This window comes from Allokutzneria albata (assembly GCF_900103775.1).
Classification (GTDB): domain Bacteria; phylum Actinomycetota; class Actinomycetes; order Mycobacteriales; family Pseudonocardiaceae; genus Allokutzneria; species Allokutzneria albata.
Genome location: NZ_LT629701.1, coordinates 2,000,283 through 2,020,659, shown reverse-complemented (window position 1 = coordinate 2,020,659; position 20,377 = coordinate 2,000,283). Strand labels below are relative to the sequence as shown.

19 protein-coding genes and 1 riboswitch are annotated in these 20,377 nt (G+C 69.2%); of the genes, 5 read left to right on the top strand and 14 right to left on the bottom strand.

Going from position 1 to position 20,377, the window contains the following annotated elements; translation table 11 throughout:
- Nucleotides 1-10: 10 nt before the first annotated feature.
- The 10 genes from BLT28_RS09085 to BLT28_RS09040 all read right to left on the bottom strand — a co-directional run bounded on the left by BLT28_RS09085 (nucleotide 11) and on the right by BLT28_RS09040 (nucleotide 11,185).
- Nucleotides 11-448, bottom strand: a complete 438-nt coding sequence (locus BLT28_RS09085; RefSeq protein WP_030431673.1) for a YciI family protein — start codon at nucleotides 446-448, stop codon at nucleotides 11-13.
- A gap of 111 nt (nucleotides 449-559) precedes the next feature.
- Nucleotides 560-1,285 (bottom strand): HNH endonuclease, encoded by a 726-nt coding sequence (locus BLT28_RS09080; protein ID WP_030431674.1) that lies wholly within the window; start codon nucleotides 1,283-1,285, stop codon nucleotides 560-562.
- Nucleotides 1,282-2,637 (bottom strand): AAA family ATPase, encoded by a 1,356-nt coding sequence (locus BLT28_RS09075; protein ID WP_030431675.1) that lies wholly within the window; start codon nucleotides 2,635-2,637, stop codon nucleotides 1,282-1,284. Before BLT28_RS09075 ends, BLT28_RS09080 begins: the two co-directional genes overlap by 4 nt.
- Before the next feature lie 159 nt (nucleotides 2,638-2,796).
- Nucleotides 2,797-3,387 (bottom strand): dihydrofolate reductase family protein, encoded by a 591-nt coding sequence (locus tag BLT28_RS09070; RefSeq protein WP_030431676.1) that lies wholly within the window; start codon nucleotides 3,385-3,387, stop codon nucleotides 2,797-2,799.
- Nucleotides 3,384-4,196, bottom strand: a complete 813-nt coding sequence (locus BLT28_RS09065) for a metalloregulator ArsR/SmtB family transcription factor (protein ID WP_030431677.1) — start codon at nucleotides 4,194-4,196, stop codon at nucleotides 3,384-3,386. The genes BLT28_RS09070 and BLT28_RS09065 overlap by 4 nt, the downstream gene beginning before the upstream one ends.
- A gap of 32 nt (nucleotides 4,197-4,228) precedes the next feature.
- Nucleotides 4,229-4,756, bottom strand: coding sequence for a DUF6886 family protein (locus BLT28_RS09060; RefSeq protein WP_030431678.1), 528 nt, complete (start codon nucleotides 4,754-4,756; stop codon nucleotides 4,229-4,231).
- 124 nt (nucleotides 4,757-4,880) lie between these two features.
- On the bottom strand, nucleotides 4,881-5,948 hold the full coding sequence (locus BLT28_RS09055; protein ID WP_030431679.1) for a ribonucleotide-diphosphate reductase subunit beta: 1,068 nt from the start codon (nucleotides 5,946-5,948) through the stop codon (nucleotides 4,881-4,883).
- Nucleotides 5,949-5,959: 11 nt separating this feature from the next.
- The gene (locus tag BLT28_RS09050; protein WP_030431680.1) at nucleotides 5,960-8,800 is read right to left on the bottom strand and encodes a ribonucleoside-diphosphate reductase subunit alpha; all 2,841 of its coding nucleotides are present in this window, start codon (nucleotides 8,798-8,800) and stop codon (nucleotides 5,960-5,962) included.
- 415 nt (nucleotides 8,801-9,215) lie between these two features.
- Nucleotides 9,216-9,431, bottom strand: a riboswitch (cobalamin riboswitch).
- A 51-nt stretch (nucleotides 9,432-9,482) separates the two neighbouring features.
- Nucleotides 9,483-10,232 (bottom strand): ABC transporter permease, encoded by a 750-nt coding sequence (locus BLT28_RS09045; RefSeq protein WP_030431681.1) that lies wholly within the window; start codon nucleotides 10,230-10,232, stop codon nucleotides 9,483-9,485.
- Nucleotides 10,229-11,185: an ATP-binding cassette domain-containing protein gene (locus tag BLT28_RS09040; protein WP_030431682.1), complete on the bottom strand. Its 957-nt coding sequence runs from the start codon at nucleotides 11,183-11,185 to the stop codon at nucleotides 10,229-10,231. The genes BLT28_RS09045 and BLT28_RS09040 overlap by 4 nt, the downstream gene beginning before the upstream one ends.
- A gap of 239 nt (nucleotides 11,186-11,424) precedes the next feature.
- On the opposite strand from BLT28_RS09040, the gene BLT28_RS09035 reads away from it, so the two are divergent.
- Nucleotides 11,425-12,069 (top strand): PadR family transcriptional regulator, encoded by a 645-nt coding sequence (locus BLT28_RS09035; RefSeq protein WP_030431683.1) that lies wholly within the window; start codon nucleotides 11,425-11,427, stop codon nucleotides 12,067-12,069.
- Nucleotides 12,070-12,217: 148 nt separating this feature from the next.
- Nucleotides 12,218-13,408 (top strand): FAD-dependent oxidoreductase, encoded by a 1,191-nt coding sequence (locus BLT28_RS09030; RefSeq protein ID WP_030431684.1) that lies wholly within the window; start codon nucleotides 12,218-12,220, stop codon nucleotides 13,406-13,408.
- 1,055 nt (nucleotides 13,409-14,463) lie between these two features.
- On the opposite strand, the gene BLT28_RS09025 is transcribed toward BLT28_RS09030, so the two are convergent.
- On the bottom strand, nucleotides 14,464-15,210 hold the full coding sequence (locus tag BLT28_RS09025) for a GAF and ANTAR domain-containing protein (protein WP_030431685.1): 747 nt from the start codon (nucleotides 15,208-15,210) through the stop codon (nucleotides 14,464-14,466).
- A 49-nt stretch (nucleotides 15,211-15,259) separates the two neighbouring features.
- A complete protein-coding gene (locus BLT28_RS09020; protein ID WP_043812989.1) occupies nucleotides 15,260-16,006 on the bottom strand; it encodes a GAF and ANTAR domain-containing protein in 747 nt (248 codons plus the stop codon).
- Between the two features lie 487 nt (nucleotides 16,007-16,493).
- Here BLT28_RS09020 and BLT28_RS09015 point away from each other — a divergent pair, with 487 nt between their 5' ends.
- Together BLT28_RS09015 and BLT28_RS41315 are read left to right on the top strand one after the other, a co-directional pair.
- Nucleotides 16,494-16,943, top strand: a complete 450-nt coding sequence (locus BLT28_RS09015) for a pyridoxamine 5'-phosphate oxidase family protein (protein ID WP_030431687.1) — start codon at nucleotides 16,494-16,496, stop codon at nucleotides 16,941-16,943.
- 290 nt (nucleotides 16,944-17,233) lie between these two features.
- Nucleotides 17,234-17,740, top strand: coding sequence for a hypothetical protein (locus BLT28_RS41315; RefSeq protein WP_052407760.1), 507 nt, complete (start codon nucleotides 17,234-17,236; stop codon nucleotides 17,738-17,740).
- A gap of 109 nt (nucleotides 17,741-17,849) precedes the next feature.
- On the opposite strand, the gene BLT28_RS09005 is transcribed toward BLT28_RS41315, so the two are convergent.
- A complete protein-coding gene (locus BLT28_RS09005; protein ID WP_030431688.1) occupies nucleotides 17,850-18,908 on the bottom strand; it encodes a DUF418 domain-containing protein in 1,059 nt (352 codons plus the stop codon).
- Between the two features lie 76 nt (nucleotides 18,909-18,984).
- On the opposite strand from BLT28_RS09005, the gene BLT28_RS09000 reads away from it, so the two are divergent.
- Nucleotides 18,985-19,605: a TetR/AcrR family transcriptional regulator gene (locus BLT28_RS09000; protein WP_231950697.1), complete on the top strand. Its 621-nt coding sequence runs from the start codon at nucleotides 18,985-18,987 to the stop codon at nucleotides 19,603-19,605.
- Here BLT28_RS09000 and BLT28_RS08995 read toward each other — a convergent pair.
- Entirely contained in the window at nucleotides 19,556-20,257 is a 702-nt protein-coding gene (locus tag BLT28_RS08995; protein ID WP_030431690.1) for a FadR/GntR family transcriptional regulator, read from the bottom strand. The two genes, BLT28_RS09000 and BLT28_RS08995, sit on opposite strands and share 50 nt — an antisense overlap.
- Between the last annotated feature and the right edge of the window lie 120 nt (nucleotides 20,258-20,377).

The window sequence follows — 20,377 nt, the reverse complement described above, 5'->3', positions numbered from 1 at the left end:
CGGCACCGGGTCAGGAGCGCTCGGCCGCCTGCTGCTCGACCTTCTCGCGCAGGCGGTCCTCCTGGGCCTGCATCTCCGGGGTCATCACCGCGGCGAAGTCGGCCGCCTCGGTGACCCGGCGGATCTCGATCTCGGTGGGCTCGGGGCCGTTGAACGGGACCCGCTTGACCCACGCGACCGCCTCGTCGAGCGACTTGACGTCGATGATCCAGAAGCCGGCGATCAGCTCCTTGGTCTCGGCGAAGGGGCCGTCGATGACGCTGCGCTTGTCTCCTTCGAAGCGCACGCGCGCGCCCTGGGAGCTGGGCTGCAGGCCGTCACCGGCGAGCATGATGCCCGCCTCGACGAGCTCGGCGTTGAACTTGCCCATGGCGTTGAGCTCCTCCACGGTCGGCAGCACGCCGGCCTCGGACTCCTCGGTGGCCTTGACCAGCACCATGAAACGCATCGCCTGTCTCCGTCCTGAAGGGGTGTTCGTGCTTTCTACCTGAGCGTCGAACGGCGGCGGGGCGGATCGACACGTCGGACGAAGATTTGTGGACTTTTTTGTTATCGCAGGTCAGGCGAGCAGAGCCGACCGCAGTTCGGGGCGTCGCAGCAGCTCGACGACGCCGGGGGAGTCGGAGAAGAGCAGATCCGCGTTGGCCAGCACCGCCTGCCGCAGCATCGACTGGCACACGTCGGCGAACGGCTGTTCCCGCACCGTCAGCACCGCCCGCGCCCGCGACGCCGCGTCCCGGGCCCTGTTCCACTCGCGCAGGCAGTACACGACCACCCGCTGGGCTTGGACACGGCCGCGCGTCAGCAGCGGGCGGTTGAGTCCGCACACCTCGATCGTGGCGCGGCCTTTCGCGGTGAGCGGGTAGTACTCGCCCAGCGACAGCGCCAGCACCAGGTGGTCGAACGGGTCCTCCGCGGTCGGGTCGATCAACAGCGGCGTGCCGTCCGCGGCCAGCGGGTACCGGTCGCGCTTCTCGTGGCTGTTGCACGTCGAGCAGGCGAGCAGGTGGTTGAGCCAGTCGAAGGTCCGCAACGGGTTGCGCGACAACGGCTCGTGGTGGTCGATGTCGGTGCCCTGGTTGTCCCCGCAGTACATGCAGTGCTGCCGCCCCGGCGCCATCCCGGCCAGCACGGTCCGCAGCGCCCGCCGGTCGCGGTTGGCCCGCCACAGCCTGCGCGCGTGCGCGGTCCGGCTGCCCCGCGGTGTCCTGCGGAGCTGTTCGGTCAGCGCGGCGAGCCGCCCGGCGACCTCCTCGGGCAGCTGGGCGCGGGCGAGCGGGATCATTCCTCGGACCAGCCGTGGCGCAGCCGCGCCGCGACCTCGTCCACCCTGGCCACCGGCGAGCTGGTCAGCAGGTCCTTCAGCTGCTGGTAGCGGTACTTCGCGGCCTCGCTGATCTCCCCGGCCAGCACCCCGACCTCCAGCTCCACCAGTTCCCGGCGCAGCTGCTGCGCGCGCTCGGAGTACGGGGTGTCCAGGCCGAACAGCTCGGAGAGCACCGCGTCGTCGCCGCTGCCGAACACGATCCGCTCGTAGAGGTCCTGGTCGACCACCAGCGGCGGGTCCTCGCCGTCCGGGCCGGGGAGCTTGATCAGACCGCCCTCGTCGGCGGCCTGGCACACGTAGGGGCTGTGCGTGGTCACGATGAACTGGATGTTCGGGAAGTGCTCCTTGAGCCAGCCGCCGATGCGCCTCTGCCAGGAGACGTGCAGGTGCGCGTCCACCTCGTCGATGATCACCACGCCGGGAACGGTGATCACCGGTGCGTCGCCGTCGACCGGGAGGCTGCCGAACGCCTCGTGGATCTGCTTGAGCAGGTCGACCACCAGCGCGGCCACCGTGCGGTAGCCGTCGCTCATCTCCCGCAACGGGAACCGGTGCCCGCCCCGCACCACCCACAGGCCGTCGGAGTCGACACCCTCGATCCGGTAGGAGTCCGGCAGCAGGCCGTCCGCCAGCACACGCAGCGCGGTGTTCTTCAGTTCCCGCGCGCCGGGGCGGCGCTCCAATGACCGCAGGTGCTGCTCGATCAGCCAGCTCACGCCCTCGGCCAGCGAGGCGTCCTCGTGGAAGAGGCTGGCCAGTCGGGCGACCGGGCCGGGGCTGAGCATCAACCGCTGCGCGTCGCTCGCCCCGCCCGCGAGCCTGCGGAACGGGCCGTAGGCCGCGCAGAACCAGCCGGTCGGGTTGTCCTGCCACGGCCCCCGCCTGGGCATCGCCCGCTGCCGCTCCGGGATCGCCTCGTGCAGCGACGGCTGCACGCTCGCGCGGTAGACCTGCGTGTCCTTGTCCGGCGGGGTCCACGCCAGGCCCACCCAGAACTCGTTCTTCGGGGTCCGCCCCTGCCCGGTCAGCCGGTCCACGTCCGGGTCGAAGGCCAGCTGCACCCGCGCGTTCGCGGTGTCGCGCCCCGAGGTGATCCAGTTCTCGAAGTCCGGCACCAGGTTCCGCGCGACCGCGGGCCCGCTCACCGCCAACGCGATCGCCCGCAGCAACGAGGTCTTCCCCGAGCCGTTGCGACCCGCGATCACCGTCCACCCGGCGTGCGTGCCGTCGGGCCGCGTCAGCTCCAGGTCGACCTGCCGGGAGTCGTGGAACCCCCGGATGTTGTTCAGCCTGACCCGCGAGATGTACATCCGGTCCCCAAAGCTCGACGTCGCTGTCGACTGTATCGCTCCGGGTGATCTGTGAAGCGGAACGAAACCGAGGTGCAACCGGTGCGTGTCGTCGCCGGGTTCGCACTTATCGGCAGGGGAAGGCCGCTCCTGCTTTTCGCATTCGGAATGGCGCGGCTTCTAATTCCGGACTCGGTCGTAGACGAGGGAAACCGTGCCGTGCTCACCCGCGGCCTGGCCGGCGAGCGACCACTGCGCGGCGGGCAGGCCCTCGTCGAACAGGCGCGGGCCGCCGCCGAGGGAAACCGGGAAGATCGTGATCGCCAGCCGGTCGACGAGATCGGCGGCGAGCAGGGCCTTGATGACACTGGCGCTGGACAGCACGAGGATGTCGCCGCCATCGGTTTCCTGGAGGTCGGCGACCACTTCGGCGGCGGGCTTGTCGACGATCGTGGTCCGTTCCCACGGCGCCGCGCGGAGGGTCGAGGACAGGACCACCTTCTCGGCGCCGACGAGCCACTTCGCGAATCCGACGTCGCGCGGGTCGGCACCCTCCATTCCGATGACCGTTGGCCAGAAACCGAGGAATCCTTCGGCGTTGACCCGGCCGAGCAGGGCAGTGGTCGCCGATTCCCAGAGGCTGGTCAGGTGGTCACGGGCGACGTCGGTGACGGCGTAGGGCATCACCCAGCTCATGTCGTGAGGGTTGTCAGGCGCGGCGTAGTGGCCGTCGAGGGAAAGGCTCATGTTGGTGACGACTCTGCGGGTCATTTCGAGCTCCTTGTGTTTGTGTCGTGCACGTCCGCGGCGAGCTTGTCGAGGCACTGGCCGAAGCCGATCTCGATGCCCGCGATGAAGTCCGCGGAGCCGACGGTGCTGTCGGTGATGCGGTACTGGACGGTCAGGTCGGTGCCGGTTTCGGTGGCACACAGGCCGAAGTCGACGTGGGCGGTGAAGGCGAGGTCTCCGCCGGGAAGCAGTGGGGAGAGCCGGTAGGACAGGCGCTCTCCGGCGCGCACTTCCTCGACGACGCCCTCCGCGCGCCCGGCGACCTGGTCGGATCCGTCGGCGTCCTCGGCGTCGCGGTACTCCTGGACGATCCGCCCGCCCGGGCGCGCCTCGAAGACCAGTTCGGAGAAGCGGAGATCATCGGGCGCCCACCAGTGGGCGAGCAGGGAGACCTCGGTCAGGTGGCGCCACACCAGCTCAGGGCTCGCCGTCAGGGACCGGAGGAAGCTGAGCGAGCGACCGTCCGCCCACCCGGGCTCCTGTGCGGCGAGCCGTTCGGCGTGCACGCGGGGCGCGTAGGTCTCGACCCGGTCGGCGCTGTCCGCCAGCCGGTGCAGGGTGGTCGCCAACTCCCGCAGGAGCGCGGGTTGGAGGGCGTAGACGCGGCGCTGGCCGAGGCGTTCGGAGGTGACGACTCCAGCGCGTTCCAGGGTCTGCAGGTGCTTGGTCGTCTGCGGTTGGCGCGCCTCGGCGAGCTGGGCGAGGACACCGACCGGGCGCGGGCGCTCGGCCAACAAGGTCACGAGCCGCCAGCGCGCCGGGTCCGCCAGGGCGGCGAGGAGTGCTTCCACACCCGCAGTATTCGTCAGGACGAATATTCGTGTCAAGGAATAAGGCGAGGTGTGGCGTTGCGGAGGCGGATACCGCTGAAACCGACGCTGCTCGCGATCACGGTGTTCCAGAACGGCCACAGGCCGGTGAGCACGCGCAGTTCGATCCCGGCCGCTTCGTGCAGCGCGAACAGATCGCCGACCGGCTCGGGTGGCCCCAGCGGCCGGACAGTGCGGGTCGCGACGTGCGCGGCATCGCCGAACGGCTCGAAGTGCTCAGCGGAGAAGCGGTAGGCGAACAGCCGGACGGTGCGCATCGCCTCCAACCACGTGTACTCCACCGCGTGCACGCGTTCGCTGGTACCGAGAACCCGGGCGCGATCGTCCACAGTGGTCGTTGGCGTCACCCACGCCATCGCGCGCGGGCACTGGCGGGGGAACCAGTAGTCCGGTGACCGCGCGGCGTCGACAGCCCACACGTACGCCTCCGGTTGGCGTGCGGTCGCGGCCACGTGAGGCACGAACCGCGAGATGTGGGGGTCTTCGGAGAAATGCAGTACCTCGCCCTCGGCTGCTCGCATCACACCAGGTTTGCATGATGAAGTCGGACCGCACCCGGACACCCCGGACGAGCCGGCCACTGCTCTGTCCACATAGGACCGTGGTGGCCCCGTGGGAGGGGACGGGGCCACCACGGCGCAACCGCTAGTCCCAGTCGAGGGCGCCACCGGACTGGTACTCGATCACCCGGGTCTCGAAGAAGTTCTTCTCCTTCTTCAGATCCATCATCTCCGACATCCACGGGAACGGGTTCTCCGTCTCCGCGAACACCGGTGCCAGGCCGATCTGGGCGCAGCGGCGGTTGGTGATGAAGTGCATGTACTGCTCGCACAGGTCGGCGTTGAGCCCGAGCAGGCCGCGTGGCATGGTGTCGCGGCCGTAGGCCACCTCCAGCTCGCACGCCTCGGCCAGCATCGAGCGCACCTCGGCCTGGAACTCCGGGCTCCACAGGTGCGGGTTCTCGATCTTGATCTGGTTGATCGCGTCGATGCCGAAGTTCAGGTGGATCGACTCGTCCCGCAGGATGTACTGGTACTGCTCGGCGATGCCGACCATCTTGTTGCGCCGCCCCAGCGAGAGGATCTGGGCGAACCCGGTGTAGAACCACATGCCCTCGAACACCACGTAGAAGGCGATGAGGTCGCGCAGGAACGCCTGGTCGGTCTCGGGCGTGCCGGTGCGGAAGTCCGGGTCTTCCAGGTGCTGGGTGTAGGCCAGCGCCCACGCGGCCTTGTCGGTGATCGACGGGACCTCGCGGTACATGTTGAACAGCTCGCCCTCGTCCAGGCCGAGGCTCTCCACGATGTACTGGAAGGTGTGGGTGTGCACCGCCTCCTCGAACGCCTGGCGCAGCAGGTACTGGCGGCACTCGGGGTTGGTCAGGTTGCGGTAGACGGCCAGCACGATGTTGTTGGCCACCAACGACTCCGACGCGGCGAAGAAGCCGAGGTTGCGCTTGACGGCGCGACGCTCGTCCTCGGTCAGCCCGGTCGGGGACTTCCACAGCGCGATGTCGGCCTGCATGGACACCTCGGTCGGCATCCAATGGTTGTTGCAGCCCGCGAGGTACTTCTCCCACGCCCAGTGGTACTTCAGCGGCAGCAGCTGGTTGACGTCGGCGCGGCAGTTGATCATGCGCTTCTCGTCGACGCTGACCCGGCCGCCGGAGCGGTCGATCTCGCCAAGGCCGCTGGTGATCTCGGTGTTGGTCATCGGTGGGGTCCTCACTGGCAGGCTTCGCAGTCGGGGTCGTCGATCGAGCAGGCGGCGCCCGGGTTCGGGTCGACCGGCACCGCCGTCGGCGCGGGCGCGGGCACGACGGGGGAGACGGCGTTGAGCTTGCCGTCGGTGCCGCGCAGCGTGCTCTTCTCCACGTGCGTCGCGCTCTGCGACCGCAGGTAGTAGGTGGTCTTCAGGCCGCGCAGCCACGCGTGCTGGTACAGCTCGTCGAGCTTGCGGCCGCTGGGCGCGGCGATGTAGAGGTTCAGCGACTGCGCCTGGTCGATCCACTTCTGCCTGCGCGCGGCGGCCTCGATCAGCCAGCGGCTGTCCAGCTCGAACGCGGTGGCGTAGAGCGCCTTGACCTCGGCCGGGATCCGGTCGATCGCGCCGAGGCTGCCGTCGAAGTACTTCAGGTCGCCGATCATCACCTCGTCCCACAGGCCCAGTTCCTTGAGCTCGCGGACCAGGGCCGGGTTCACCACGGTGAAGTCACCGGACATGTTCGACTTCACGTAGAGGTTGCGGTAGAGCGGTTCGATGGACTGCCCGACCCCGGTGATGTTGGCGATGGTCGCGGTCGGCGCGATCGCCATGACGTTGGAGTTGCGCATGCCCACCTCGACGACCCGCGCCCGCAGCGTCTCCCAGTCCAAAGTGGACGAGCGGTCCAGGTCGAGATCGGCACCGCGCGCGTCGGCGAGCAGCTGCACCGAGTCGATCGGCAGGATTCCCTTGCTCCACAGGGAACCCTGGAAGGTCTCGTACGCGCCGCGCTCGGCGGCCAGCTCCGCGGAGGCGGAGATCGCGTAGTAGCTGATCTCCTCCATGCTGCGGTCGGCGAACTCCACCGCGGCCTCGGAGCCCATCGGCACGCGCAGCGCGAACAGCGCGTCCTGGAAGCCCATCAGGCCCAGGCCCACCGGACGGTGGCGCATGTTGGAGCGCTTGGCCTCGGGGATCGTGTAGAAGTTCACGTCGATCACGTTGTCCAGCATGCGAACCGCCGTGCGCACCGTCCGCTCGAGACGCGCGTGGTCGATGCCCTCCGCGGTCACGTGCTGGGCGAGGTTCACCGAGCCGAGGTTGCACACCGCGACCTCGTCCACGGTGGTGTTCAGCGTGATCTCGGTGCACAGGTTGGACGAGTGCACGACACCGGAGTGCTGCTGCGGCGAACGCAGGTTGCACGGGTCCTTGAAGGTGATCCACGGGTGCCCGGTCTCGAAGAGCATGGTCAGCATGCGCCGCCACAGGTCCTTCGCCTTGAGCGTGCGGAAGACCCGGATCTCCCCGCGCGAGGCGGCGAGCTCGTAGGCGCGGTAGCGCTCGGTGAACTCCGGCCCGTAGGAGTCGTGCAGGTCCGGCACCTCGTCGGGGGAGAACAGCGTCCACTCCCCGTCGGCGCGCACACGGCGCATGAACTCGTCCGGCACCCAGTTCGCGGTGTTCATGTCGTGCGTGCGGCGCCGGTCGTCGCCGGTGTTCTTGCGCAGGTCGAGGAACTCCTCGACGTCGATGTGCCAGGTCTCCAGGTACGCGCAGACCGCGCCCTTGCGCTTGCCGCCCTGGTTCACCGCGACCGCCGTGTCGTTGGCGATCTTCAGGAACGGGACCACGCCCTGCGACTGGCCGTTGGTGCCCTTGATGTGCGCGCCGATGCCGCGGACCGGGGTCCAGTCGTTGCCGAGCCCGCCCGCGTACTTCGACAGCAACGCGTTGTTGCTGATGCCGTGGAAGATGCCCTCCAGGTCGTCGGCGACCGTGGTGAGGAAGCACGAGGACAGTTGCGGCCGGGTGGTGCCCGCGTTGAACAGCGTCGGCGTGGAGCACATGAAGTCGAAGGAGGAGATCAGGTCGTAGAACTCGATCGCCCGCGCCTCGCGGTCGGACTCCAGCAGCGACAGGCCCATCGCCACGCGCATGAAGAACGCCTGCGGCAGCTCGTAGCGGTGCTGGTCGCTGTGCAGCAGGTAGCGGTCGTAGAGCGTCTGCATCCCGAGGAACTGGAACCGCAGGTCGCGGTCCGGCACCAGCGCCGCGCCCAGCCGTTCCAGGTCGAAGTTCGCCAGCTCCGGGTCGAGCTGGCCCAGCGCGATCCCGCGGTGGACGAACTCGGCGAAGTACGCCGGGTACCGCTGGCCCATCTCGCCGTGACTGGCCTGCTGCACACCGCCGTAGACGAACTCCAGCGCCTCCCTGCGCAGCTTGTCCTGCAACAGGCGCGCGCTGACGAAGGAGTAGTTCGGGTCGGTCTCGACCATGGTGCGCGCGGCCATCACCGGCGCGATGCTCAGCTCGGCGATGGTGATGCCGTCGTAGAGGTTGCGCAGCGTCTCGGCCAGCACCGCGTCCGCCGACACCGCCTCAAGACCGGCGCACGCCTCGGAGATCACCAGCGCGAGGCGGTCGGTGTCCAGCGGTTCGACGCGTCCGTCGGGATGCCGAACGGAGATCGCCGGTGCGACGGGCTCGGCTGCGATCGGCTGCCGCGAGCGCGCCTTGGCGTGCTCCTCGCGGTAGAGGACGTAGGCGCGGGCGACCTTGTGGTGGCCGCCGCGCATCAGGGCCAGCTCGACCTGGTCCTGGATCTGCTCGATGTGCAGGGGCTTGTCCGGGCCGCTGTGCCGCAGCAGCGCGGTCTCCACCTGCAGGGTCAGTTCGCCGATCAGCTCGCGGACGCGGGTGGACGTCCCCGCGTCGCGGCCCTCGACCTCCAGGAACGCCTTGGTCACCGCGACGGAGATCTTGGTGGAGTCGAAGGGGGAGGAGGTGCCGTCGCGGCGGATCACCGCAACGGGGGACACGGCGGACTGTGAGACGGGCTCCGTCGAATGCACGGTCAAAGGAGGAACTCCAAGGAGGTCGCCGGGATGAGGGCAGGCGCCACCCACCGAGCGCCCGGACAGCGGCGTCGGCAAGCGAAACCTGGTGGGAGGTCTAGCGAAACGGCCGGGGGTCGCCGGTCTTCACCTACGCCGCACCCCCGCACCGAACCCGGAGGCCGGATGTGGTCGGCGATGCCTGCGAAGGCTTGGGGGTCGTGAAGACGCGCGTACCCCGGGCGGTGGCTAGAAGAGCGCTCCAGCGAGGGGGGAGGGAGAGCAGCCGGGTATGCCTGGGCGGGCCGGGGCGGTGTGCACGGCGTTCTCCTCGTTCGCTGGGAAGAGCCACGCGGGGGAGAGGGCCGACCACAGGCCGCGAAGGGCTGCGTGGTCGTCCGCTCGGCCCTCCCGCGAGGCCACGGACCGGGAGCGCCGGGCGGCGCACCCATCGACGGCAGGTCTTCGGACTCGTGGACACTCACCGGAATCCGGCCGTCCTACTTGCCGTCGCTTCCCGGGCCGCGACGCGACCCAGTGCTCATGACGGCGTTCGTTCCCACTCACCGCTGCGGGGCAGTCCCGGATTCGCACCGGGTTCCCTGTTGCCTCGCCGTCCCGTTCGGGACCGCGAACCGTCGACGCGGGGAATACTACATCTAGTGGTCACTCCCGCAACTCATCCCCAGATACCGCGTGTCGTCGGTCATATGCCCTTGCGCATCGCCCGCGTCCCGAAGAACAGGCCGACCGCGGCGAAGCCGAAGGCGGTCACCGCCCCGTACAGCACGGCGGGCTCGGCGAACCGCCCGGCGAACAACGCCCGCTCCGCGTCCACCAGGTAGGACACCGGGTTCAGCGCCGCGATCACCCGCAACCACTCCGGCCCCGACTGCACCGGCAACAGCACCCCCGACAGCAGCAGCACCGGGAACATGACCATCTGCGTCACGCCGTAGAACAGCTCACCGCTGGGCCGCGAGGCGATCGCCAGCAGGTAGGACAGCGCGATCAGCCCGGACCCGAAGACCACCAGCAGCGCCAGCCCGGCCAGCACTCCCAACGGGAACAGCTCGAACCCCAGCGGCGTGGCCACCGCGATGATCAGCAGCGCCTGCACCAGCAACAGCAGGAACTCCTTGAGCGTGCGGCCGAACAGCAGCGCGGAGCGGTCGACCGGGCTGACCAGGATGCGCTCGAAGGAACCGCTCAACAGCTCGGTCAGCAACGTGTAGCCGGACATCATCGGACCGGACAGGCACATCATGATCAGGATGCCGGGCACGAACCACTGCCAGGGCGAGGCGCCACCCTGCGATCCGGCCAGCAGTGACCCGAACAGCACCAGGAACAGCAGCGGCTGCCCCATCGTGTAGATCAGCGCGCTGGGCCGGCGCAGCGTCGGCATCAGCTCGCGCAGGAACACGGTCCTGGTGTCCCACACCAGTTTCCTCACGCCGCCACCTCGTCCTCGCGCAGGCTGCGCCCGGTCAGGGCCAGGAACACGTCGTCCAGCGTCGGGCGGGCCGAGGTCGCCGTCACCGCCCGCACGTCCTTCTCGCCGAGCACCCGCAGGTACTCCGGCAGCGCGGTGTCCGCACGGCTCACCCGCACCCGCACCGTCGTGGAATCCCTTGTCACAGCACCGAAGAACACCCCGACGTCGGCCGCTCGCAGCGCCTCCGCCTCGGTGGCCGTGGTGACCGTGAGGCTGTCCCCGGCCAGCTCGCTCTTGAGCCCGTTCGCCGTACCGTCGGCGATGATCCGGCCGTTGTCGATGATCACCACCCGCTCGGCCATCGTGTCGGCCTCCTCCAGGTAGTGCGTGGTGAGCACGATCGTGGTGCCGTACTGCTCGCGCAGCCGCAGCACGTGCTCCCACACGTTGGCCCGGTTGTGCGGGTCCAGCCCGGTCGACGGCTCGTCCAGGAACAGCAGCTCCGGCCGGTGCACCAGGCCGATGGCGATGTCCAGCCGCCGCCGCTGCCCTCCGGAGAGGCTGCCCGGCAGGCGGGAGGCCATCGGCCGGAGATCGAGCAGGTCGAGCATCTCGTCCGCGCGGTGCCGGGCCGCGGACCGGGACAGCCCGTAGGCCAGTCCCTGGGTGATGACCTCGTCGCGCACGCGGTAGTTCTCGCCCGCGCTGGAGAGCTGGCCGACGTAGCCGATCCGCTCCCGCACCCCGGCCGGGTCGGTGACGATGTCGCGGCCCGCGACGGTCGCCGTGCCGGAGGTCGGCGGCAGCAGCGTGGTGAGCATCCGCAGCGTCGTTGACTTCCCGGCGCCGTTCGGGCCGAGCACGGCGACGAGCTGACCGCGTTCGACGTCCAGGTCGATACCGCGGACTGCCTCCACGACACCGCCGCGTTTGAGCTTGAAGCTCCTGGTCAGTTTTCGGGCATGGATCATCGACCCCTCCTTGCGAGTGGGTGAGGACATGGCGAGAAACCCCTGGTGAGGGGTTGTTTGGCGAGAGATTTCATCCTGAATGCCGCCGAGCCCGCTGTCAAACGTGAAACGTCCATTCATGTTTGCTCTGACCAGCGGAAACAGGATGGCACGAATGCGTTTCCCCAGGTGGAGAAAAATTCCTGGCCCCGCGTTACTCGTAGACGTATACTCGTCGACGAGTAGAGGAGGTGGGATCGATGGCGCGGCGCAAGGTGGGCAACCTGATGGCGCTCGCGGTGCTCTCGGTCGTCGTGCAGCGGCCCATGCACCCCTACGAGATGGCCTCGATGCTGCGCGCCCGCGGCAAGGAAGCCGACATGGGCGTCAAATGGGGCTCGCTCTACACGGTCGTCCGCAACATGGAGAAGCACGGACTCATCGAGGCCGTGGAGACCGTGCGGCAGGGCGGTCGCCCGGAACGCACGATCTACCGCATCACCGACGACGGCCGCGCGGAGATGGTCGACTGGGTGCGCGAGCTGATCTCGGTGCCCGACCGCGAACGGACGCGGTTCCAGGCGGGCCTGTCGGTGCTCGCCGCGGTCGCACCGGAGGAGGCCGAGCGCCTGCTCCGGCAGCGGTTGGCGGCACTGGAGACCGACAGGGCGGACAAGCGCGCCGCCCACGAACAGCACTCCGCCGAGATGCCGCGGCTGTTCCTCATCGAGAACGAGTACGAGCTGGCGCTGCTGGACGCCGAAATGGCGTGGGTGCGCGCGGTGCTCGACGAGCTGAGCGCGGGCACGTTCGCCGGCATCGAGCAGTGGCGGCACTTCCACGAGACCGGAGAGGTGCCCGCCGAGCTGGCGGAGATCGCCGAGAGGGGCAGCCTCACGGACTGACGACCAGAACGGGCCCCGGCGAGGTGCTGCAACACCGCCGCCGGGGCCCTCGACCTCGCACCGAAACCCCACACGGGGGAGCCGGACACAAGGTGGCAACCGCAACAATAGCCGCGCTCCCCTCGTACGCACCCTCAGGAGGGGAAGCATGTCCACGGCAAGAACAGCCCTGGTGATCGGCGGCGGCATCGCCGGACCGGTCGCGGCGATGGCACTGCGGCGCGCCGGAGTCGAGGCCACCGTCTTCGAGGCCCACCCCGGCCCGGCCGACGGTGTCGGCGGCGGACTGGGTCTGGCGCCCAACGGCCTCAACGCGCTCGGCCTCGTCGGCGCCGAGGAAGCCGTACGGGAGATCGGCATCCCGGTCTCGTCCATGGTGATGCGCAGCTGGACCGGCAAGGAGCTCGCGCGCTTCGGCGAGGTGGGCGGACCGCCGATCATGCACACCGTCTGGCGCTCGGACCTGTACCGGGCGCTCTGCGACACCGCCGAGCGCTCCGGAGTCCGGATCGAGCACGGCAAGCGGCTGAAGACGTTCCACGACAATGGGGACAGCGTCACTGCGTCCTTTGTGGACGGTTCGACGGCGACTGCGGACATCCTCGTCGGCGCCGACGGGGTGCGCTCCGCGGTGCGCGGCCGGATCGACCCGTCCGCGCCTGGACCGCGCTCCACCGGCCTCGTCGGCTTCGGCGGCTGGTCGAAGGCGAAGATCCCCTACACCGACGGGGCGATGAACTTCGTCTTCGGCAAGCGCGCGTTCTTCAGCTACACCGTGGAGCCCAGCGGGCGGGTCGGATGGTTCGCCAACCTCCCGCGCAAGGAGTTCATGACGATCGCCGACGCGCAGGCGCCCGGTCTGGAGCACTGGCTGCGCGTGCTGCGCGAGGCCTTCGCCGACGACAGGGTTCCCGCCGTGGAGATCCTGCGCGGCAGCTCGCCCGAGCTGTGCGTGACGACCGGAACCCTCGAGATCATGCGGCCCGCGCCGCGTTGGCACCGCGGTCGCGTCGTGTTGATCGGTGACGCCGTGCACGTGCCCTCGCCCAGCTCCGGGCAAGGAGCCTCGCAAGCGATCGAGGGCGCCGTTCACCTCGCCCGGTGCCTGCGCGACCTGCCGATCGACGCCGCTTTCCGGGCCTACGAAGGACTGCGGCGCGAGCGCGTCGAGCGCATCACGACCGCGGCCGAGCGCACCAACCGGAACAAGGCGGCTGGGCCGGTTACCAGGCTCCTGCGCGACCTGCTCATGCCGCCGATGATGCGACTGTTCACCAAGCCGGACCAGCTCTCGTGGCAGTACGACTACCGCATCGACTGGGACGCGCGCGTCGCGTAGACGTCGAGACACCCGCCGGGTGGCGCGGCAGGATTCGCGCCACCCGGCTCTGTGAGAGCCTGTGGCTTCGACCGTCCAGAACGTCGCCTTCGACTGCGCGAACCTGCGCTGGCGCGCCAGCAACAGTGATGACGGCACCCGGTGCCCTCGACGCGGCTGCCTGCCGTGCCCCGCTGCCCCAGGCTGCGGGATGCGGGGACCAGCCGCCTACTCCGATGTCGCCGACAGAGATGTCTACAGTGGACGACGGGGGTCGTGGGTCGACTCGGCGACCGCATCCCCGCCGCCGAGGGGCGTGCACGAGAGGGTGTGCTTCCATTGCCACACAACGCACTGTCCCGTTGATGGGTATCTCAACCGCTGTTCGGGTGGCGTGCACGGGAAGTGTGTTGACATCTCGGGTTGGACCGCTAGTTTGGCAAAGGACTTACAGGGTCCCGTGACCTTTGGTCCGGTCGTCCTGGCCCTCGGCGGCTTTGAACACACGGTGAAAGCCAGGTGCCCAGGAGCCGACATGGTGGGTCAGCCGCAGGATGGGTCAACTACCAGGACGAACACGTGTGAATACTGCGGACGGCCGCTTGAACCATCCGCGTGTGTCGAAGTCGTTGTGCCTGACTCGAGCTACTTGCATCCTGACGACAGTGACCAGGATGGCTGCCGTCGCGCGCGCGCCTGTTCCCAGAGGCACGCCGAAATGCTGATGGCCGCGGGCGAACGGCAATGGGACGACCGACAACTCTGGGCGAAGAAGCTGGCCCGGGTGTCCGGCGAGTGGAACCGCACTGAGACCACTCTGGAAGGAATGGCCGTCCGCGCCGGGCTGACCTACACCCAACTGCTGTGCGCGATCAACTGGCGCACAGGTGACCCCCGCGCAGGAACCTGGGGGACCGTCCAGCGGCGTCAGCCCCGTCAGCCCTCCGCGCGATCGGAGAACCAGCCACCCCCGGAGACCAGGGAGAAAACCATTCCACCGAGCCCCCACGAGAACTCAGATCATCGATCGTGACCGGCCGCGGGCGATCACGTGTCCTTCGCGGAGCTCGGCAGGGTCACTCGGCTGACCGCCTCACCAAGCGACGGGCCAGGTCGGGGTCGGTGCCCACCTTGGCGGCCAGCTCGCTCATCCGCAGACTGTTCCTGCGGGCGTGGTCGCGGAGCACGACGAACGCGGCGGAAACGTCGATGCCGCCCAGCGCGGCGAGGATGCCCTTGGCCTGCTCGATCACGATCCGACTGCTGAGGGCTCCCTGCAACTGCTCGATCACCGTCTCGCTGCGGGTCAGAGCCCGCTGCTGCAGGATGCCGATCGTCGCCACGTCGGCGAGTGCCTGCCCGAGCCGCTGATCGCCCTCCGACAGCGGGATCGACTTGGCGCCGAACAGGTTCAGCGCGCCGATGGTCATCTCCCGAAGCCGCATCGGCAGCGCGAAGACCGCCTGGTAACCCTGCCGACGCGTCTCGGCGGCGAACGCGGGCCACCGCCCGCCATCGCGGGCAAGGTCGACGACCATGATCGGACGGCTGCTGTGGAAGGCCTCCAGGCAGGGACCCGCCTGGTCGGTCTCCAGCTGGAACAACTCCAGCAGGTGCGCCTGCTCGTTCGACGACGCGACCAAGCGCAGCGCGCCCTGCTCATCGGTCAACAGCAGCCCGGCCGCCGCCACCGGCAGCAACGCCACGCAATGGGTGGCCAGCCGGTGCATCAGATCGACAACGTCGTAGTCGGCAACCATCGTGTCCGCAAGATCGACCAGCGCAGCCATCAAGGCCAGCTCACGATGCTGGGGGATGGTCATGGCAGCTCTCCTCGATACGGAAGGGGCTCGGTACCCGAGGTCGTCGTGTTCATGGTTTGTCCAGGATGTCGAGCGGCATCCGGCCGGCGACGACGTCGGCACCGACCTCGTCCAGTGACCGGCCCAGCCGAAAGGCATACGCGCGCAACCGAACGAATGCCTCCTCCAGGCCGATCTCCAGCCGCGCGGCAACCATCCCGGTGGCCTGGTGCACCTGCGCGTGGTGCCTGATCGCCAGATCCACCAGACCGGGCTTCGCCTCCCACGGAAACTCCCCGGTCTCGTGCTCCCTGTCAGCCTCGCGGACTTGGACCCGCAGCAAGGCGGCCGTCACCGCTTGAGCCACCATCAGCGCGGCCGCCGGTTCCACCAGCGGTCCCGGGCGAGTGCGGTAACAGTCCAGAGCGCCGATCCTGATCGCGCCCAGCCGCAACGGAAAGGCGAACAGCGCTCGAACGGGAGTCTTTCGCAGTTCGTGGACGAACATCGGCCACCGCACCCCCGCATCCCTCGCCCTCAGGTCGGTGACCAGGACCGGCTGTCCATCCTCGAATGCCGTCACGCACGGCCCCTCACCCAGGTCGAACTGCAGCTGCTCGATCCGCGCCCCCAGCAAATCGGTTGCGCCGAGGAACGCCCTGCCGCCGACCTGGTTACCCGCCATCAATGCCAAACCCACTCCATCCACCGGCACCGCCGAAAGACAAGCAGTGCACAGCCGCTGCGGCAGTTCGGCAAGATCAGACGTGTCATTCACGATGGTGAACAACGCGTCAGCCAGTTGGCCGCGATCCATTGTCCTGACCTCCGCCCCCGGCGTTTATCCCTGCCCTCCGGACAATCCGACGGCCGTGGGTTTGGCAACAAATCCAGGTCCAACGCCTCTGACCGTGCCGAGACCCGACACTACGCCCGGCCCGTACCCGAACCGGCGCGACGACGAACAATCGCGGCGGCACATCCCTCGCGTGGCGGTGCTCCTGGGTGTAACCAATTACGACAAACGGGCGTCACTTGATTCTCCCGATCGGTTTTCGAAGCCACACATAAGCGAAACGTGCTCATCGCGTGACGCGGATTCCGGGAAGTTATGGCGGTGAGCCGACGGAGACCGAAGAAGTCGGGTGGCGGGCGGCACCGCCTGGGCCGTGCTCGCCGGCCCCGAAGGCAACGAGTTGTGCGTCCTTGAGCCGCGAGCAGGGCGGGTGAGGCACACCGCTGTTACCCCGTCACAGAAAAGTGCCTCCTTTCCGAAACGGCGCCGGGCGCGCAAGATCTGCGGCATGAGCGACGACAAGCCGAAGCCCCGGGCCCTCGATGCCGACCAGATCGACGAACTCCTCGCCGCCCACCAGTTCGGAGTCGTGGCCACCGTGAAGAAGGACGGCACTCCGCACCTGGCCACGATGCTCTACCGGTGGGACCCGGCCGAGCGCGTCGTGCGGATCTCGACCACCGCGACACGGGCCAAGCCGGGGCACGTGCGGCGGCACCCGCGCGCCTCGCTGCACGTGTCGACGCCGGACCACATGACCTTCGCGGTCGTCGAAGGCGTCGGCGAGGTCTCGGCCGTCACCACCGAGCCGGGCGACGAGACCGGGCGGGAACTGCTGGCGATGGCGGGCGAAGTCCCGGACGAGGCCGCCTTCTTCGCCGAGGTGGTCGCCGAGCAGCGCCTGGTCCTGCGGATCAAGGCGGACCGCGTCAGCGGCACGAGCCTGCTCCCGGCCTGATCCATGCACGTGCACCAGGTGACGAAGTACGACCCAGCCGATCGCGACGAGCAAGGTCACTACATCGGCACCGGGGACACCGTGAGCGACCACGGGCCCGTCGAAGCGTCCTGAGGAGTCCGCGGCAGCGTTCGCCGCGGACTCCGGGATCGCCGGCCGGTCCCGTCCACTTCGGCCTGGAGCCGCCAGTCGAGGACCACGGGCTGGGTGGGCTCTTCCCGCCTGACCTGACCGGGTACCACGATGGCGCACGGGTACCACTGGCCACCGGACTGGCACTGCTGCGCGCGATGCTGCGCGACAACGGCGTCTGGTGCCGCCTGCAGGTCGAAGGCGCGTTCTTCATCCACGTCGGCTACGACCAGTACATGTACATCGGCTCCGCCGAGCCCTGTGAGCGGGCGGTCGCGATCACCCGGCCGCCCGGGCTGTTCCCGGAACGGATCAGCGCTTCCCCGTACGCCGTGGACGCCGATGAAGCCGAGGCACAACGCCCCGCTGACGAGGACTTCTGGGCTGAGCTGGCCGGGCTCGTCGCCATGCGCGGCACTGTGATCCTGGAAGAGGGCTACCTCATCAACGCCTCCCGCTGGCATCGCCTGCGTGCCGGGGACATCGGCAGGAGCCGCGCCGGACTCACCCCGCGCGCACGGTTGCTCGTGTGGCAGGAGCTGTCCAACGACGTCGACGCCGCGCAACTGGCGAAAGCATTCGCCGAGGACGGGCACGAGCCGGTGCTCACCGCGGTGCTGCCGGACGACGACGGCGTCCTGCGTGCTCGCTGGGCCGCCTGCTGATTCCCTTGCTCAAGCTTGAGCAAAGGGTTACGAGGACCCGGAGTCCGCAGCGCGCATCCTGGACGCGGCCTTCGACGCCGGGGAGCCCACTCCGGGGCGCCGAACTCCGTCAGCTGTAGGCGAGCCCCCGCAGGAGCGCTTCGGCCGGTCCGGGGCGCTCCGCGCGGGCGAGCAACGCCGCGCCCAGTACCGTCAACGCCCACACGCCGAGGCCGACCGCGGACGCGGTGACGACGCTGAGCTTGCCGACGAGGTTCAGCAGGTAGGGCTCGGCGATGACGAACCACACGACGGACTGGGCGAGGTAGCAGGTCAGCGACCGCTGCCCGCACGCGGTGAGCGCGCTGACCACAGGACCGGGCCGCAGCCTCCGGGCGATCAGGGTGAACAGCGCGCCGTAGCCGATCCCGACCGCGTAGCCGGAGAACGTGTGCAGCGCGCCAGAGACCAGGTTCGGCGCCAGAAACCCAGTCGTGACAAGGGTTTGCGGGATGCCGCCGAGTACTCCGACGCCGATGCCGAGCGCTGCGGCGCGGCGCAGCAACTCCCGGTTCTCCAGCACTCGCTCCCGTGCCGCCCAGATACCGATGAGCAGCGGGCAGATCGACATGATCGCGTTCATCGGCGTGAGGAACGGGAAGGTCGTGATCCGCATGAGCGCCGAGGAGACGGGGTCGATCGGTGCCGCGCCGCCTTCCGGCAACGGCATCGGCGAGGACATCACGAACCCGTAGACCACCGCGCCCAGAACCGCGCCAACGCCCGCGGTGACGAAGATGCGCCGAGTGCTCCAGTGCACCGCCCCCGCGAAGCACAGCGCCAGGACCCCGTAGGAGGCGAGGATGTCGCCGGGGAACAGCAGCAGCACGTGCAGGAAGCCGAAAGCGATCAGCCACAGGCTGCGCTTGCGCAGCTGCCGCGGATCGCGCCTGCGCAGGATCAGCACCATGCCGTAGCCGAACAATGCTGCGAACAGCGGATAGCCGCGGCTGTCCACGAACAGCGCGAGCAACGCCTGCATGACCTTGTCCGGCGCCGTCAGCGCGGCGGTCGCACCGCCGAACGCGCCGCCGTCGGCCAGGAACTGGGCGTGGGCGAGCGCGATCAGGCTGAGCATCACGCCCCTGGCCAGATCGGGCGCGAGATCGCGCCGGGTGGACAGCTGCACGAGTTCTCCTTCGAGTAAGATACGGATGCGTAGCTAGAGTAAGATACGCAACCGTAGCTAACAAGGGGGAGTGCGGGTGGGCCCGAACCGGCGGCGCGGCGAGGAACTGATCACGGCGATCCACCAGGCCGCCCTGGCGGAGCTGGCCGAGGGCGGACTGGGCAGGCTGAGCATGGAGGGCATCGCGCGGCGCGCCGGAACCGCGAAGACCTCGCTCTACCGCCGCTGGGCGAACCCGGAGGAGATCCTGCTCGACGCCGTCGGCGCCGCCTACCCGGCCGACCACGCCTCGGCCTCCGGCGACGACCTGCGCGGGGACCTCGTGGCGTCGCTGCACCGGATGCTGGAGTGGAGCAGGCACCCCACGGCGCAGGCGGTCCAGGCGATCCTGATGGAGCGCACGCGCAACCCCGAGCTGGTCGCGGCGCTCTACGAGCGGGTCTTCGACCCGGCGGGCGGGCGGTTCTGCGCCACGGTGCTGCGCCACTACGCCGAACGCGGCGAGGTCGACGCCCGCAGGCTGACCCCCGCCGTGCTCGACATCGGTGAGGCGCTGGTCATGAAGTACGCCGTCGACCACGGCGCGGAACCGCCGCAGGAGTACCTGGAGTCCATTGTGGACGAAGTGATCCTGCCGGCAGCGGGGTTCAGTCCTCCGGCGTCCAGTCCAGCAACCGGACCCGGGCGACCGTCTTGAGGTGACGGCGCATCGCCGCGCTCGCCGCACGCCCGTCACCCGCCCGGATCGCCTCGGCGATCGCGCGGTGCTGGGCCAGCGACCGCGACGGGCGACCCGGCTGGCGCAGCGACTCGCGGCGGCTCTCCGCGACCTGGCCCGCGATGGCCTTCATGAAGTCCGCCAGCAACGTGCTGCGCGCCGCCGCCGCGATCGCCTCGTGGAACCGGCGATCGCCCTCGTCCACACCGGAGCCGTTCTCGATCAGCTCCGCCATCAGCTCCAGCGCCGCGTCGATCCGCCGCAGGTCCTCCTCGGTGCGGCGCTGTGCGGCCAGCTCGGCGAGCTTGGTCTCCAGCGCCTCCCGCGCCTCCAGCACGTCGGGCAGCCTGCGCCTGCGCTCCACCAGCTCCGTCACCGGCTCGCCGTCGAGGGTGTCCGCGCGCAGGAAGATCCCGCCGCCCTGGCGCACGTCCACCAGGCCCTGCACCTCCAGGACCACGATGGCCTGCTTCACCGACGCCCGGCTGACCCGCAGCCGCTCGGCGAGGTCGCGCTCCGTCGGCAGCTTGTCGCCCTTGCCGAGACCGTTGGCCGAGACGTACTCCCGCAACCGGTGCAGCACCTGCTCGTAGAGGCGGGGGCGACCGAGCGGGCGCAACGGTTCTGGCACATGATCAGGTTAACACCGCCCCGTGCCAGGGCGTTCTCGAATTCGGTCCACCGAATCGGAGAAAGCACTCCAGTCACCGCCGAAAGGTCGGGGCGATCCGAAGTCCCTATCTGCATAATC

Bases quoted from the DNA above. Each gene is read 5' to 3' on its own strand.
- BLT28_RS09085 (WP_030431673.1), bottom strand. From the start codon at position 448: ATGCGTTTCATGGTGCTGGTCAAGGCCACCGAGGAGTCCGAGGCCGGC.
- BLT28_RS09080 (WP_030431674.1), bottom strand. From the start codon at position 1,285: ATGATCCCGCTCGCCCGCGCCCAGCTGCCCGAGGAGGTCGCCGGGCGG.
- BLT28_RS09075 (WP_030431675.1), bottom strand. From the start codon at position 2,637: ATGTACATCTCGCGGGTCAGGCTGAACAACATCCGGGGGTTCCACGAC.
- BLT28_RS09070 (WP_030431676.1), bottom strand. From the start codon at position 3,387: ATGACCCGCAGAGTCGTCACCAACATGAGCCTTTCCCTCGACGGCCAC.
- BLT28_RS09060 (WP_030431678.1), bottom strand. From the start codon at position 4,756: ATGCGAGCAGCCGAGGGCGAGGTACTGCATTTCTCCGAAGACCCCCAC.
- BLT28_RS09055 (WP_030431679.1), bottom strand. From the start codon at position 5,948: ATGACCAACACCGAGATCACCAGCGGCCTTGGCGAGATCGACCGCTCC.
- BLT28_RS09040 (WP_030431682.1), bottom strand. From the start codon at position 11,185: ATGATCCATGCCCGAAAACTGACCAGGAGCTTCAAGCTCAAACGCGGC.
- BLT28_RS09035 (WP_030431683.1), top strand. From the start codon at position 11,425: ATGGCGCGGCGCAAGGTGGGCAACCTGATGGCGCTCGCGGTGCTCTCG.
- BLT28_RS09030 (WP_030431684.1), top strand. From the start codon at position 12,218: ATGTCCACGGCAAGAACAGCCCTGGTGATCGGCGGCGGCATCGCCGGA.
- BLT28_RS09025 (WP_030431685.1), bottom strand. From the start codon at position 15,210: ATGACCATCCCCCAGCATCGTGAGCTGGCCTTGATGGCTGCGCTGGTC.
- BLT28_RS09020 (WP_043812989.1), bottom strand. From the start codon at position 16,006: ATGGATCGCGGCCAACTGGCTGACGCGTTGTTCACCATCGTGAATGAC.
- BLT28_RS09015 (WP_030431687.1), top strand. From the start codon at position 16,494: ATGAGCGACGACAAGCCGAAGCCCCGGGCCCTCGATGCCGACCAGATC.
- BLT28_RS41315 (WP_052407760.1), top strand. From the start codon at position 17,234: ATGCTGCGCGACAACGGCGTCTGGTGCCGCCTGCAGGTCGAAGGCGCG.